General features: G+C 69.9%; 12 protein-coding genes. 7 read left to right on the top strand and 5 right to left on the bottom strand.

Annotated features, from left to right (window positions below; genetic code table 11):
- The first annotated feature begins 2 nt into the window (after positions 1-2).
- The 3 genes from OG963_RS16655 (at position 3) to OG963_RS16665 (ending at position 3015) form a co-directional block, all read left to right on the top strand.
- The gene (locus OG963_RS16655) at positions 3-782 is read left to right on the top strand and encodes an ABC transporter permease subunit (RefSeq protein ID WP_030916033.1); all 780 of its coding nucleotides are present in this window, start codon (positions 3-5) and stop codon (positions 780-782) included.
- A 191-nt stretch (positions 783-973) separates the two neighbouring features.
- Complete coding sequence (locus tag OG963_RS16660; RefSeq protein WP_371799200.1) at positions 974-2125, top strand: ABC transporter ATP-binding protein; 1152 nt, start codon at positions 974-976, stop codon at positions 2123-2125.
- Positions 2122-3015, top strand: coding sequence for an ABC transporter permease subunit (locus OG963_RS16665; protein ID WP_093929370.1), 894 nt, complete (start codon positions 2122-2124; stop codon positions 3013-3015). Before OG963_RS16660 ends, OG963_RS16665 begins: the two co-directional genes overlap by 4 nt.
- Before the next feature lie 26 nt (positions 3016-3041).
- Here OG963_RS16665 and OG963_RS16670 read toward each other — a convergent pair whose 3' ends face one another.
- Positions 3042-3371: a hypothetical protein gene (locus OG963_RS16670; RefSeq protein ID WP_030916018.1), complete on the bottom strand. Its 330-nt coding sequence runs from the start codon at positions 3369-3371 to the stop codon at positions 3042-3044.
- Positions 3372-3582: 211 nt separating this feature from the next.
- On the opposite strand from OG963_RS16670, the gene OG963_RS16675 reads away from it, so the two are divergent.
- On the top strand, positions 3583-4635 hold the full coding sequence (locus tag OG963_RS16675) for an LLM class flavin-dependent oxidoreductase (RefSeq protein WP_093772518.1): 1053 nt from the start codon (positions 3583-3585) through the stop codon (positions 4633-4635).
- A 78-nt stretch (positions 4636-4713) separates the two neighbouring features.
- On the opposite strand, the gene OG963_RS16680 is transcribed toward OG963_RS16675, so the two are convergent.
- The gene (locus tag OG963_RS16680; RefSeq protein WP_030916014.1) at positions 4714-5106 is read right to left on the bottom strand and encodes an SCO5389 family protein; all 393 of its coding nucleotides are present in this window, start codon (positions 5104-5106) and stop codon (positions 4714-4716) included.
- Positions 5107-5377: 271 nt separating this feature from the next.
- Here OG963_RS16680 and nucS point away from each other — a divergent pair, with 271 nt between their 5' ends.
- A complete protein-coding gene (nucS, locus tag OG963_RS16685; protein WP_030916012.1) occupies positions 5378-6049 on the top strand; it encodes an endonuclease NucS in 672 nt (223 codons plus the stop codon).
- 89 nt (positions 6050-6138) lie between these two features.
- Here nucS and OG963_RS16690 read toward each other — a convergent pair whose 3' ends face one another.
- The 3 genes from OG963_RS16690 to OG963_RS16700 all read right to left on the bottom strand — a co-directional run bounded on the left by OG963_RS16690 (position 6139) and on the right by OG963_RS16700 (position 10250).
- Positions 6139-8619, bottom strand: coding sequence for an ATP-binding protein (locus OG963_RS16690; protein WP_371799201.1), 2481 nt, complete (start codon positions 8617-8619; stop codon positions 6139-6141).
- Between the two features lie 232 nt (positions 8620-8851).
- Positions 8852-9175, bottom strand: a complete 324-nt coding sequence (locus tag OG963_RS16695) for an STAS domain-containing protein (protein WP_030916001.1) — start codon at positions 9173-9175, stop codon at positions 8852-8854.
- A 226-nt stretch (positions 9176-9401) separates the two neighbouring features.
- Positions 9402-10250: a 3-hydroxyacyl-CoA dehydrogenase family protein gene (locus OG963_RS16700; RefSeq protein ID WP_371799202.1), complete on the bottom strand. Its 849-nt coding sequence runs from the start codon at positions 10248-10250 to the stop codon at positions 9402-9404.
- A gap of 302 nt (positions 10251-10552) precedes the next feature.
- On the opposite strand from OG963_RS16700, the gene OG963_RS16705 reads away from it, so the two are divergent.
- Both OG963_RS16705 and OG963_RS16710 read left to right on the top strand, forming a co-directional pair.
- A complete protein-coding gene (locus OG963_RS16705; protein ID WP_093772522.1) occupies positions 10553-11125 on the top strand; it encodes a cob(I)yrinic acid a,c-diamide adenosyltransferase in 573 nt (190 codons plus the stop codon).
- A gap of 319 nt (positions 11126-11444) precedes the next feature.
- Complete coding sequence (locus tag OG963_RS16710; RefSeq protein WP_030915994.1) at positions 11445-13316, top strand: glycoside hydrolase family 18 chitinase; 1872 nt, start codon at positions 11445-11447, stop codon at positions 13314-13316.
- The last annotated feature ends 171 nt before the right edge of the window (positions 13317-13487 follow it).

Here is a 13487-nt window from a genome sequence, read left to right on the forward strand (position 1 = left end):
CGATGGCATCGGTACCCGCGGTCCTGAACTCCGAGTGGACCAAGATCCGTACGGTCTCCTCGACCACCTGGACCCTGATCGCCGCGTTCGTCGTCACCGTGGCGATGAGCGCGGCACTCTGCGCACTGATGAACGCCCAGTTCGACGACCTCCCCGCGCCGGAGAGGGCCACCTTCGACCCGACCTTCCTCAGCTTCTCCGGCATGATCCTCGGTCAGCTGGCGATGGTCGTGTTCGGTGTCCTGGTGGTCGGTACGGAGTACAGCTCCGGCATGATCCGTACCTCGCTGGCCGCCGTACCGCAGCGCGGTTCGTTCCTCTTCAGCAAGATCGCGGTCGCCGGTGTCCTCGCCCTGGTGGTCGGCCTCGCCACCAGCTTCGTCACCTTCTTCCTCGGCCAGGCCCTACTCGGCGACCACCGGACGGACATCGGTGCGGACAACGTCCTGCGCGCGGTCTTCGGCGGTGGCATCTACATGGGCCTGATCGCGATCTTCTCCATGGGCGTGGCCACGATGCTGCGCAGCTCGATGCTGGCGCTGGGCATCCTGATGCCGTTCTTCTTCCTGGTCACCCAGATCCTGTCGGCGGTCCCGGGCGCCAAGGACGTGGCCCGCTACTTCCCCGACCGGGCCGGCTCCAAGATCATGCAGGTGGTCCCGGACGCCATGCGCAGCGACCCGGCCCCGTACGGACCGTGGGGTGGGCTCGGCATCCTGGTGGCGTGGGTGGTGGCCGCGCTGATCGGCGGCTATCTCGTACTCAAGAAGCGCGACGCGTGATCCCGGAGGAAGCGGGAGGAAGCGGAAGGAAGCAGGAGGAAGAGATCCGGTCCGGTGCGATACGTGGGTGACGCACCCCCGCAACGGCTTGGCCGGAACCGTCAAGGCCTGGATATCCTCCTAACTCTTACGGGGGGCGTGCGGCCGGTCGGCCTGGGCCCCGACGACAGATAAGTCGATGGGGCTGGAGCATGATCGAGGCAGTCGGCCTGACCAAGCGCTACGGCGCGAAGACGGCCGTGTACAACCTTTCCTTCCAGGTGCGGCCGGGTGCCGTCACCGGATTCCTCGGTCCCAACGGGTCGGGCAAGTCCACCACCATGCGCATGATGCTCGGCCTGGACCGTCCGACAGCGGGCCATGTGACGATCGGTGGTCACGCCTTCCGCAGCCTGCCGAACGCCCCGCGCCAGGTGGGTGCGCTGCTGGACGCCAAGGCGGTGCACGGTGGCCGCAGCGCCCGCAATCACCTGCTCTCGCTCGCCCAGCTCGCCGGCATTCCGGCTGCCCGGGTCGACGAGGTGCTCGGCGTCGTGGGTCTGCAGGACGTCGCCAGGAAGCGCTCCAAGGGGTTCTCGCTGGGTATGGGGCAGCGGCTCGGGATCGCGGCCGCACTGCTCGGCGACCCGCAGGTCCTGCTCTTCGACGAGCCGGTCAACGGTCTCGACCCCGAGGGCATCCTCTGGGTCCGCAACCTGATGAAGATGCTCGCCTCCGAAGGGCGCACGGTCTTCGTCTCCAGCCACCTGATGAGCGAGATGGCGCTCACCGCCGACCACCTGATCGTGATCGGCCGCGGGCAGCTGCTCGCCGACATGAGCGTCAAGGACTTCATCTCCGCCAACTCGGCCGATTTCGCCCGGGTGCGGGTCCCGGACGCGCAGCCGGAGCTGCGGGAGAAGCTGACCGCGTCGCTCACCGAGTCGGGTGGCCGGGTCATGTCGGAGCCGGACGGGGCGCTGCGCGTCACCGGTCTGCAGCTTTCGCGGATCAGCGATCTCGCGCACGAGTCGGACGTCCGGCTGTGGGAGCTCTCGCCGCACCAGGCCTCGCTGGAGGAGGCGTACATGCGAATGACGCAGGGCGCCGTGGACTACCGCTCGACGGCGGACCAGCGGGCCGGACTGCAGCAGCCCGTGATGGGCGGCGGGTACGCACAGCCGCCCGTCCAGGACGTGCCGCAGCAAGGCTGGTACGCCCCGCCGCCGCCCGGACAGAACCCGTACACCGCGCCCCCCGTGGCCCCCCCGGCCGTGCCCGCCCCGGCGGCAGCCGCCCCGGCCGTGCCCGCCGCCGGCTCCGCAGACCCGACCCAGCGCGACACCAGCGAGGACGCCCGATGACAACGCCGCCGACCCCGCAGGCGCCGTACCAGCAGCAGGCGCAGCAGTATCCGCAGCAGCCCCCGGCCCCGCAGCAGAACTGGCAGGGGGCACCAGCCGGCCTCTACGCCTCACCGATCCCGCAGCGGCGTGCCACCCTCGGTGACGCGCTCGCCTCCGAATGGACCAAGATCCGTTCCGTGCGCTCCACGATGTGGACGCTCGGCATCATGATCGTGCTGCTGCTCGGCATCGGACTGCTCTCGGCGATCGCCGTCAACGCGTCCGGTTCCGAGCTCGGCAACACCCCCGTACTCAGCCTCGGCTTCTTCGGGGTGCTCCTCGGTTCGATCTGCGTGATCACGCTCGGCGTGATGACCATCGCCTCCGAGTACGGCACGGGCATGATCCGTACGACGCTGACGGCCTGCCCCAGCCGCGGCCGGGTGCTGACCGCGAAGGCAATCGTCTTCTTCCTGCTCACCTTCGTCATCACGACCGTGACGACCGCGCTCGTCGCGGTGCTGCAGACGGCCATGCTGGGCGGTGTGGAGCCGACCGGCGGCGACTGGCTGCGCGCCACGGTCGGCGTCGGCCTCTACATCGCGACGCTGGGGCTGCTGTCGCTCGCGGTGGGCGCCCTCATCCGGCACTCCGCCGGCGCGATCACGATCATGATCGCCGTCGTCCTGCTGCCGCTCGTGCTGGCCATGTTCATGTTCGCGGAGTCGCTCGCCGACGTGCAGCAGGCACTCTTCGAGTACTCGATCCCCAGCCAGCTCGGCGCGTTCTACGACGCGTCCGTCGCGTCGTCGGGGCCGTCCGGCTGGGAGCCGCTCTGGATCATGCTCGGTGTCACGGCCGTGGCCATGATCGGCGCCCATGTCTCGCTGGACCGGCGCGACGTCTGACCGGTCACCGGCCGGCTCAGCTCAGCTCAGTAGCGCGGCGCGTTCCTGGACCGCTGCACCCTTGTGGTGCGGCGGTCCTTCGCATTCCAGCAGGCCTTGTGCCAGTGCCTGCGGTCGTCGATCCCGCCGTACTCGGACCAGGCCACGAGATGCGGAACACCGGACGGGATCTCCTGGTCGCAACCCGGGCAGCGATACCGCTTGCCCGCCGCGCTCGCCCCGCTCACCGGGCGGACCGACCACTGCTCGCCCTGCCACTCCTCTGCGCGCCCACCCCCGCCGTACCGCTCGCCCGCCTCGCTCGCGCTGTCGGTGGGACTCTCGCCGCCTCGGGGGCGGTTGCGGCGCGGGGACACGTGACACCTCACTGGGCGGGCCGGGCAGTTTCCCGTCCAGCGTAGGGCCATTCGGACGGGGCAGGCGTCCAGGTGGCCCGGGAACGGGACCGGGACCGGACCGGGTTACCGGAAAATCGCAACAACTTCGCCGTGGACCGTGCCTTTGGCACGTGTCAGACGTTGTTGCCTATAGGGGAGAGCCGCGTCGGCCGCAAGGAGGCAATTGGCGATGCGCGTGGGAACGTTTGTACTGGCAGCCCAGTTTCCGGGCCAGGGGCCGGGTGAAGCGCTGCATCGCGCGATCCGGTCCACCGAGGTCGCGGAGGAATCCGGACTCGATTCGGTCTGGCTGGCCGAGCATCATTTCGTGCCGTACGGGGTCTGCCCGTCCGCCGTCACCCTGGCCGCGCTGCTGCTCGGCCGCACCCGCAGAATCCGGGTCGGCACGGCGGTGAGCGTGCTGCCGTCCCAGCATCCGGTGGCACTGGGAGAGCAGGCCGCGCTGCTCCATCTCACCAGCGGCGGCAGGTTCTCCCTCGGCGTGGGACGGGGCGGCCCCTGGGTGGATCTGGAGGTGTTCGGAGGGGGTCTGAAGGCGTACGAGAAGGACTTCCCCGAGTCGCTGGAGCTGCTGCTCGACTGGCTGAGCAAACCGCGTGTGGCGGGCCGTGGGGAGCGATTCGGCTTCCGCGAGGTCGCGGTGGTCCCCCGCGCCGACGAACTGCTCGACGAGCACCGCGAGGACACCGCGCAGAGGCCGGGCGGCCCCGAGGTGATCGTCGCGTGCACCTCGCCGAAGAGCGTGAAACTCGCCGCGGAGAACGGCCTGCCGATGCTCCTCGGCATGCACTGCGGGGACGAGGAGAAAGCCGAGATGGTCGCTCTGTGGCGCTCCACCGCCCTCGCCGCCGGCCGTTCGCCGGAGAGCGTCCGGGACGCGGGCCATGTGTCCGCGGGCGTCGCCCAGATCGCGGACCGGCGCGAGGAGGCCGTGGAGACACTCGTGAAGGCGATGCCGGGCTGGCTGCGGCAGGGGCTCGACGCCCATGTGACGGTCGACGGCAGGCACCGGGTGATGCGCGATCCGGTCGCGTACACGGAGTTGCTGTGCGGTCTTCATCCGGTGGGCCCGCCCCGGCTCGCGGCCGACCGGCTCGCCGCCACCGCCGAGCGGACGGGCATCACCAGGTTCGCGCTCCTGGCGGAGGGTTCGGGGGATCTCGCGGCCACGGAGGAGAACGTAGCGCGGCTGGGCACCGAGGTACTGCCACTCCTGACATGAACACCCGTAATGAGTACGGGGAGCTGCCGCCCCGGAGCCAGTTGCACCTCCCGCGGCCCGGAGCGGCAGCAGAAGCGTTCAGCAGTCCCGTAGTTCGGGCGACTGGTTGAGCAACTGACCTCTCACCGAGGTGAATCGGGCCAACCGCTCGTCGACCGAGGCGTCCAGCGGGAACACCGCGACGCGGTGGCAGTTCTGGAATGCCAGGCGCACTCCGAAGTGCCGCTGCAGCGCACCGCGTATCGCATCACTCGCGAGCGCACGCAACAGCTGACCACGTGCCTGCTCGTCCGGCGGCGGCGTCTGGTTGTCGGCGAACTCTCCGCCGTCGACCTTCAGCTGGGCCACCAGAGAGCTGATCATCTCCCATGCGAAGGGCAGGGAGGTCCGGACGCAGTCGACGAAGTCGGCTTCGTCGACCTCGCCTCGCTCGGCCTGTTCCAACAGCGCCGGTGAGACGTCGAGCGACATGGGTTCTCCTCTCGCGACCCCGGCGGACGGCCGGGGCCTTACGGGCAGGGAAGGAGGACGGCGACGCAGCGTACACACACGGCGACCTCCTGCTTCCACGGTAAGGGCGCAGTCCGGGCCGCACCAGGAGATTGGGAACACAACCGGCCAATAACGAAGGTGCGCAAAGAGGGGCAAGCCCGCGGGCGGGCAGGGCTGTGACAGGCGGTGGTGGTGGGTTGCCCGAGGGAGAATCGCGTGGAGCACCCGTCGTCGAGTAGCGTTGCCGACCATGCGTCTCGTCATCGCCCGCTGCTCCGTGGACTACGCGGGCCGGCTCACGGCCCACCTGCCCTCCGCTCCCCGTCTCATCCTGGTCAAGGCGGACGGGAGCGTCTCGATCCACGCCGACGACAGGGCGTACAAACCCCTCAACTGGATGTCACCGCCCTGCACACTGAAGGAGGGCGCCGACGACACCGAAGGCGTCTGGACCGTGGTGAACAAAGCGGGCGAGAAATTGATCATCACGATGGAGGAGATCCTCCACGACTCGTCGCACGAGCTGGGCGTCGATCCCGGCCTCATCAAGGACGGCGTGGAAGCGCACCTGCAGGAGCTGCTCGCCGACCGGATCGAAATCCTCGGCGAGGGCTACACCCTGATCCGCCGCGAGTACCCCACTGCCATCGGTCCGGTCGACATCCTGTGCCGCGACGCCGATGGGAGGACAGTCGCCGTCGAGCTCAAGCGCCGCGGTGACATCGACGGTGTGGAGCAGCTGACCCGCTACCTGGAACTGCTCAACCGCGATCCCCATCTCGCCCCGGTGAAGGGCGTCTTCGCGGCGCAGGAGATCAAGCCGCAGGCCCGGGTGCTGGCGACGGACCGGGGAATCGGTTGCGTGGTCCTCGACTACGACGCCATGCGCGGCATCGAGGACGACAAGCTGCGGCTGTTCTGACGCCGTCCCTCGCATACGCAAGGCCCCGGACCGCACAGCGGCGGTCCGGGGCCTTGCGCGTACGGGTGCCTGTCCGTACGGGTTCCGTCTCAGGCCACCGTCGGCTCCACCGTGGTACCGGACTCGCTCGTCGTCGACGACGGGCCGCTCGCCGAGACGGACGTGTCCGGCGTGGTCGGATCGGGCGGCGTCTCGGTCGGGCTCGGAGTGTCCGTCGGGTCCGTCGGGGTCGGGGTCGGCGTGGGTGTGGTCGGAGTGTTCGTAGGGGTCTTGGTCGGCGTCTTGGTGGGCTTGCCGGGTGTGCTGGGCTTCCCGGTCGACGGCCTGCCCGACGACGACGGGCTGTCGCTCGGCCCACTGGATCCTGTGGACGGCGCACCGCTGCCGCTCGGGGTGATACGACTGCCGGACGGGCTCGGCGACGAGGGACTCCCGCTCGACGAGCCCTTGCCCGGTGTCGAGGCGTCCGCCGGCTCGTCGGCCGGCAGGCCGCCGTCGAGGTCGCCCTCGTCGGCGGGCTGCTCGGTCGTGACGCTGCCGCCGTCCCGGGCGTCGCTGCTGGACGTCATGCCGAGCGTCACGACCGTGCCGAGCACAGCGGCCAGTGCGACGCCCGCGCCCGCCGCGACGAGATTGCGCCGGGCGCCGCCCAGCACCGCCGCCTTGCGGCCGCCGGACGCACCGGTTCCTGCCGCCGGGACGACCCGGGATATCAGCGCGGTTTCGTCCTCGGACCTACGTGGCGCGGCCTTCGGCCCGCTCACCGGTACGGCGACGGGCGGGCGCGTCGACACCTCGTACCGCGCGGCCGGCACCTCCTCGCCGGACGGGCGGCTGCCGGGCACCTGTCCGCCGGAGCGGTCGGAGACCAGGGCGAGCGCGCGTCGTCCGGCCACCGCCCCGGACTTGTCGGCGAGCGCGCCGCGCATACCGATCGAGGCCTCCAGCTCGGCCCTGGCCCGGTCGAGATTGCCGGTACAGAGCGCGAGGACGCCCAACTCGTGGTGGAAGTAGGCCTCTTCGGCGACCTCACCGGCGATCCTGGCAGCCTCCTGGCCGAGCCGCAGGGCCTTCTCCCAGCCGCTCCAGTGCAGCCCGGCGGCGAAGGCGGGGGCGGCGCTGCGGGCCAGCAGCACGGCTGCGCTGACCTGTCCGGCCCCGTCGCCGGGGACCAGCTGGGTCATGGCCGCGATGATCGCGTCGGCCTCGGCCACCGCGCGGGCAGGGGTGACCGAGGGGTGCCCGGACCACCAGGCGTAGTGCTGGGCCGCCGTACGGGCCCGGTCGGCCGCGTCCTCGCCGTATCCGGCGGCCTCCAGCTGGGCGAGGACACCTGCGGCCAGCCGGTAGCGGGAACCGGCCGGGGAGAGCAGTCCGCAGCCGGCCAGCTCGCCGAGCGCGGCATCGGCGTGGGTGTCCCCCACGAGCGCCGGCAGATGCGCCTGGTGCGGCACCTCGCCGCCGAGCGCGACCGCGAAGTGCAGGGTGTCGCGCGCGGGCCCGCTGAGCCGGGAGGCGAGCAGCGCGGCGGGCGCGGCCCCCTCACCGAGGCTGGGCAGCGCTACGTCGTGGCCGTCGGCGTCCTGGCCGAAGGCGTCGAAGGAATCGTCGACGGGCCGGCCGTCGAAGTAGCCGTGCTCGTCGTACGCGGTGGGGTCGGTGCGCAGCATGTCGCGCTGGCGCAGCAGGGCGCCGGCCTGGACGAAGCGCAGCGGCAGCCCTTCGGACTCGAACCAGAGGTCGCCCGCCCAGTTCGCCTCGTCCTCGGTGAGCGACCGCTCGACGACCTGTTCCAGCAGGTCGACCGAGGCACTGCGGCCCAGCCCGGCGAGGAAGACCTCCTCGAGGTGCGAGTCGGCGGTGGGTGCGGCGATGTCGGGTGTCGCGGCGAGCAGGAACGCGCACTCCGGCGTCGCGTCGAGCAGCTCCTCCAGCGCGGCCCCGCCGAACTCCAGGTCGTCGACGACGACGACGGCGCCGATGCCCCGGACCTGTTCGAGCAGGGCGGCGCGGTCGGGACGCAGCAGCGGCGCGTCCAGGACCGCCTCGTACAGCCCGTACAACAGGTCGGTGGCGGTGCGCTTGTGGCCGGAGAGCCGCACGACTCCGTCCGGAGCGAGGTCCGCGCAGTCGCCTGCGACGGCGTTCAGCAGCGCGGTCCGTCCGGATCCGGCCGGACCGGTGAGCCGCACCGAGCGGCCGCGCGCCAGCAGACGCACCAGCCGCTCACGCTCCTCCGCGCGCTCCAGGAGCGGCAGTTGGGGCGAGGGGGGTCCCGGCGGTACGGGGGGTGCGGCCGCACGCTCGCGGTCGGTGCGCTCGGCGGGGGTGCGGCGGACCGGAGCGGCGGGCTGCTCCCCCGGGGGGCACAGTTCGACCTCACTGCCGTCGACCGGGTTGACCGTGAGCAGGAAGTCGCCGGGGAAGAGCTGTACGACGCGAGCCTGCTGCTGCGGCTGCTGGCCGAATTCGGTACTCAACGGGTCGCGGGACCGTCGTCGGCCGGTGTCCTCGCCGTAGCCGTCGTTGTCATGGCCGAAAACTTCCGGCCCCCGGTGTGTCGGGTCCATCGCCAAACCCCCCCAGACGCGTCGCGCACGGTTGCCCCTCCCGGCCTTGCACGCCCTGCTGTCGCTTCTGGTCCGGTGTCCGCCACGTGGGATCCGTCAATCGGTGGACGGCCGAACCCTAAACCTTCGCACAGTATCTACGAACCATCGGGGTGCCGCGCCGTCCAGGACATCACGGTCCGGTGAGGATTGTGTGGGTTCGTACGGGTGGACGAGCGCCGCCATGCCCGCGCTAGACCCGCGGCAGGGAATCCGCCGCGATTCCGCCTTCGATCGCCAGAATGCGGTGCAGTCTCGTCGCCACCAGCAGGCGCTGCATCTGTGGCGGCACACCACGGAGCACCAACCGCCGTCCGGCCCGCCCGGCCCGGCGGTGCGCACCCATGATGACACCGAGACCGGTGGCGTCCCAGGAATCCAGCTCGGTCAGGTCGAGAATCAGGTCGCCGACCCCGTCGTCGAGGGCCGAATGCAGGACCGTACGGGCGTCCGCCGCGCTTCGGACGTCGAGGCGGCCCCCGACGACCAGCTCGGCGTGGTCGCCCCTGATGTGCATATGCGCTCCCCGGAAATGCTCCATGGCACGGTCGTCTGTCTGTTTCTGTCTCTGTCACAACTGACTGCGACAACGACAGGGAAGTTTCCGTCTGTAAGCGAACCGATACCGAATTCACTCCGTGGAGTGACAACGGCCCGCTCAAGGACCACCGCAGCCGGGGACTTACCCCCGTCTCCCCCGGGCGTGATCGACGGCAGATCAAGCACCCGGGGGCCGAGAACGATCAGTAGGTGTAGAAGCCCTGCCCGCTCTTGCGGCCGATGTCACCTGCATCGACCATCCGGCGCATCAGCTCGGGTGCGGCGAACTTCTCGTCCTGCGACTCGGTGTAGATGTTGGACGTGGCGTGCAGCAGGATGTCGACACCGGTGAGGTCCGCCGTCGCGAGCGGGCCCATGGCGTGACCGAAGCCCAGCTTGCAGGCGATGTCGATGTCCTCGGCCGTGGCGACGCCCGACTCGTACAGCTTGGCCGCCTCGACGACCAGCGCCGAGATCAGCCGGGTGGTGACGAAGCCGGCGACGTCACGGTTGACGACGATGCAGGTCTTGCCGACGGACTCGGCGAACTCCCGTGCGGTGGCGAGCGTTTCGTCGCTCGTCTTGTAGCCGCGCACCAGCTCGCAGAGCTGCATCATCGGGACCGGCGAGAAGAAGTGCACACCGACGACGCGCTCCGGGCGCTCCGTGACGGCCGCGATCTTGGTGATCGGGATGGCGGAGGTGTTCGAGGCGAGGACGGCGTCGTCCCGCACGATCTTGTCGAGGGCCCGGAAGATCTCGTGCTTGACCTCGAGCTTCTCGAAGACGGCCTCGACGACGACATCCGCGTCGGCGACCGCGTCGAGGTCGGTGGTCGTGGTGATGCGGGCCAGCGCGGCTTCGGCGTCGGCCGCCTCCAGCTTGCCCTTGGAGACGAACTTGTCGTACGAGGCCTTGATGCCGTCGCACCCGCGGGCCAGGGCCTCGTCGGTGACATCACGCAGCACGACGTCCCAGCCCGCCTGGGCGGAGACCTGCGCGATACCGGCCCCCATGAGTCCGGCCCCGATGACGGCGAGCTTCCTGGCCACGTTCGCACCCCTTTGTGTCAATCCTCGACGGCCGACGCCCACGTCGGCTCCACGGACGTATTCGTAACGCTTGTTCACATGCTCTCCGGCGGAGATTAGTACCCGTGGGGCGCGCTGGGGCGGTGAAGAGATACGCGTCACGTCTCACATGACGGACATCACACCGGCACACGTCATTCGGTGGCGCACCGCGCGCAGTTGAGCGCCCCGCCGCCGAGCAAGCCGTGAAGTCCTCATGCCGTGCGCGCCCGCCCGCGTTCCGGACCGCCGGAGCGGGAACGGGCCCGGATAGGCTCGGCCGCATGGTCAATCTGACGCGCATCTACACCCGAACCGGCGACCAGGGCACCACCGCCCTCGGCGACATGAGCCGCACCGCCAAGACCGATCTGCGGATCTCGGCGTACGCGGACACCAATGAGGCCAACGCCGTCATCGGTACGGCGATCGCGCTCGGCCAGTTGCCGGAGGAGGTCGTGAAGGTCCTCGTCCGCGTGCAGAACGACCTGTTCGACGTGGGCGCGGATCTGTCGACGCCGGTCGCCGAGAAGCCGAAGTATCCGCCGTTGCGGGTCGAGCAGGTCTACGTCGACAGGCTGGAGGCGGACTGCGACCACTTCCTGGAGGAACTGGAGAAGCTGCGGAGCTTCATCCTGCCGGGCGGTACGCCGGGGGCGGCACTGCTCCACCAGGCCTGCACGGTGGTCCGGCGCGCCGAGCGGTCCACCTGGGCGGCACTGGAGGTGCACGGCGACGTGATGAACGCGCTGACGGCGACCTACCTCAACCGCCTCTCGGACCTCCTGTTCATCCTGGCGAGGACGGCGAACAAGGAAGTCGGCGACGTGCTGTGGGTGCCGGGCGGCGAGCGGTAGGAAGAGGAGGGGGCCGCCGGATCGGCAGATGTCCTCGGCCGCCGGACGGCCCCGTTGCGCTCCCCCGAAGGGCGCGTCGGCCGGCTGCGGGGACACCCGGGCCGCGCGACCGCCCCAAGCGACGGTTATGGTACAGGAGTTGAGCTTCTGAGGTTTACTTCCGATCTTTGGTCCAGACCTCTTGACGATTGGTCCAGACCTTCCTAACCTCACCGAACACACTGCGGTGAGCGCGCCATGACAAAGCGGGCTCAGGGCGGCGCAGGGTTGCAGTCCACGGACCACCCCCGTTTGTCCGGACCTCACCCGAGGAGCACCGTTGAGCACCGAGACCCCCCTACGCCGAACCAGATTCAGATTCGGCCTGGCCACCACCACCCGTACCAAGGCGATGGCAGGCCTCACCGCACTGCTGCTCCCCCTCGCCGCAATGGTCGGACTGGCCTCCCCTGCGCAGGCCGCCACCTCGGCGACCGCCACATACGTCAAGAAGTCCGACTGGGGCACCGGCTTCGAGGGGCAGTGGACGGTGAAGAACACCGGTACCACCGCCCTCAGTTCCTGGGCCATCGAGTGGGACTTCCCCTCCGGCACGTCGGTCACGTCCGCCTGGGACGCCACTGTCACCAGCTCCGGAACCCACTGGACCGCCAAGAACGTCGGCTGGAACGGTACGGTCGCCCCCGGCGCCAGCGTCAGCTTCGGCTTCAACGGCGCCGGCCCCGGTGCCCCCACCGGCTGCAAGCTGAACGGCGCCTCCTGTGACGGTGGCAGCGTCCCCGGTGACAACGCCCCCTCCGCACCCGGCACTCCGGGCGCGAGCAACATCACCGACACCGGTGTGAAGCTCACTTGGACAGCCGCCACCGACGACAACGGCGTCAAGAACTACGACGTGCTGCGCAACGGCAACAAGGTCGCCACGGTCACCGGCCTGACCTACACCGACAGCGGGCTGACCGCCGGCAGCGACTACTCGTACACGATCCAGGCGCGCGACACCGCCGACCAGACGGGCCCGGTCAGCGGCTCGGTGTCCGTCCACACCACGGGCGGCGGCGGAAACCCCGACCCCGGCAGCAAGGTCAAGCTCGGCTACTTCACCGAGTGGGGCGTCTACGACCGCAACTACCACGTCAAGAACCTGGAGACCAGCGGAAGCGCCGCCAAGATCACGCACATCAACTACTCCTTCGGCAACGTCGCCGGCGGCCAGTGCGCGATCGGCGACGCCTACGCCGCCTACCAGAAGACCTACGACGCGGCGTCCAGCGTCGACGGCACCGCCGACACCTGGGACCAGCCGGTGGCCGGCAACATCAACCAGTTGCGCGAGCTGAAGAAGAAGCACCCGGGGCTCAAGGTCATCTGGTCCTTCGGCGGCTGGACCTGGTCCGGCGGCTTCACCCAGGCCGCGCAGAACCCCACCGCCTTCGCCAACTCCTGCTACAACCTGGTCGAGGACCCGCGCTGGGCCGATGTCTTCGACGGCATCGACATCGACTGGGAGTACCCCAACGCCTGTGGTCTGTCCTGTGACAGCAGCGGCCCCTCCGCGTTCAAGACCGTGGTCTCCGCGCTGCGGGCGAAGTTCGGCAGCTCCAACCTGGTCACCGCGGCCATCACCGCCGACGCCTCGTCGGGCGGCAAGATCGACGCGGCCGACTACGCGGGCGCGGCACAGTACGTCGACTGGTACAACGTGATGACGTACGACTTCTTCGGCGCCTTCGACGCGGACGGCCCGACCGCCCCGCACTCCCCGCTCACCTCGTACAGCGGCATCCCGCTGGACGGCTACAACAGCGACGCCGCGATCACCAAGCTCAAGAGCAAGGGCATCGCGGGCAGCAAGCTGAACCTCGGCATCGGCTTCTACGGGCGCGGCTGGACCGGCGTCACCCAGGCCACCCCGGGCGGCACGGCGACCGGCCCCGCCCCCGGCAAGTACGAGCAGGGCATCGAGGACTACAAGCTGCTCAAGACCAGTTGCCCGGCCACCGGCACGATCGCCGGCACCGCCTACGCCAAGTGCGGCAGCAACTGGTGGAGCTACGACACCCCCGCCACCATCGCCGGCAAGATGACCTACGTGAAGAACCAGGGCCTCAAGGGCGCGTTCTTCTGGGAGTTCAGCGGGGACACCAGCAACGGTGAACTCGTCAGCGCGATCGACAGCGGCCTGAGGTAGTCACCGCGGTCCTCGTACAACACAGCGCTCAACCCCGAAAAGCAGCCGGGGAGACAGGTCCGCCCCCTGTCTCCCCGGTTCTTCGTCGTGTCCGTGGTCCTGCCGGTACGTACGGGCCCTCGGGCCACGTTCACCCTTCCCGGACTTCATCCGGGAAGACCCTGCACCGAC

Source organism: Streptomyces sp. NBC_01707 (assembly GCF_041438805.1).
Lineage (GTDB): Bacteria > Actinomycetota > Actinomycetes > Streptomycetales > Streptomycetaceae > Streptomyces.

Bases quoted from the DNA above. Each gene is read 5' to 3' on its own strand.
- OG963_RS16655 (WP_030916033.1), top strand. From the start codon at position 3: ATGGCATCGGTACCCGCGGTCCTGAACTCCGAGTGGACCAAGATCCGT.
- OG963_RS16660 (WP_371799200.1), top strand. From the start codon at position 974: ATGATCGAGGCAGTCGGCCTGACCAAGCGCTACGGCGCGAAGACGGCC.
- OG963_RS16665 (WP_093929370.1), top strand. From the start codon at position 2,122: ATGACAACGCCGCCGACCCCGCAGGCGCCGTACCAGCAGCAGGCGCAG.
- OG963_RS16675 (WP_093772518.1), top strand. From the start codon at position 3,583: ATGCGCGTGGGAACGTTTGTACTGGCAGCCCAGTTTCCGGGCCAGGGG.
- OG963_RS16680 (WP_030916014.1), bottom strand. From the start codon at position 5,106: ATGTCGCTCGACGTCTCACCGGCGCTGTTGGAACAGGCCGAGCGAGGC.
- nucS (WP_030916012.1), top strand. From the start codon at position 5,378: ATGCGTCTCGTCATCGCCCGCTGCTCCGTGGACTACGCGGGCCGGCTC.
- OG963_RS16690 (WP_371799201.1), bottom strand. From the start codon at position 8,619: ATGGACCCGACACACCGGGGGCCGGAAGTTTTCGGCCATGACAACGAC.
- OG963_RS16695 (WP_030916001.1), bottom strand. From the start codon at position 9,175: ATGCACATCAGGGGCGACCACGCCGAGCTGGTCGTCGGGGGCCGCCTC.
- OG963_RS16705 (WP_093772522.1), top strand. From the start codon at position 10,553: ATGGTCAATCTGACGCGCATCTACACCCGAACCGGCGACCAGGGCACC.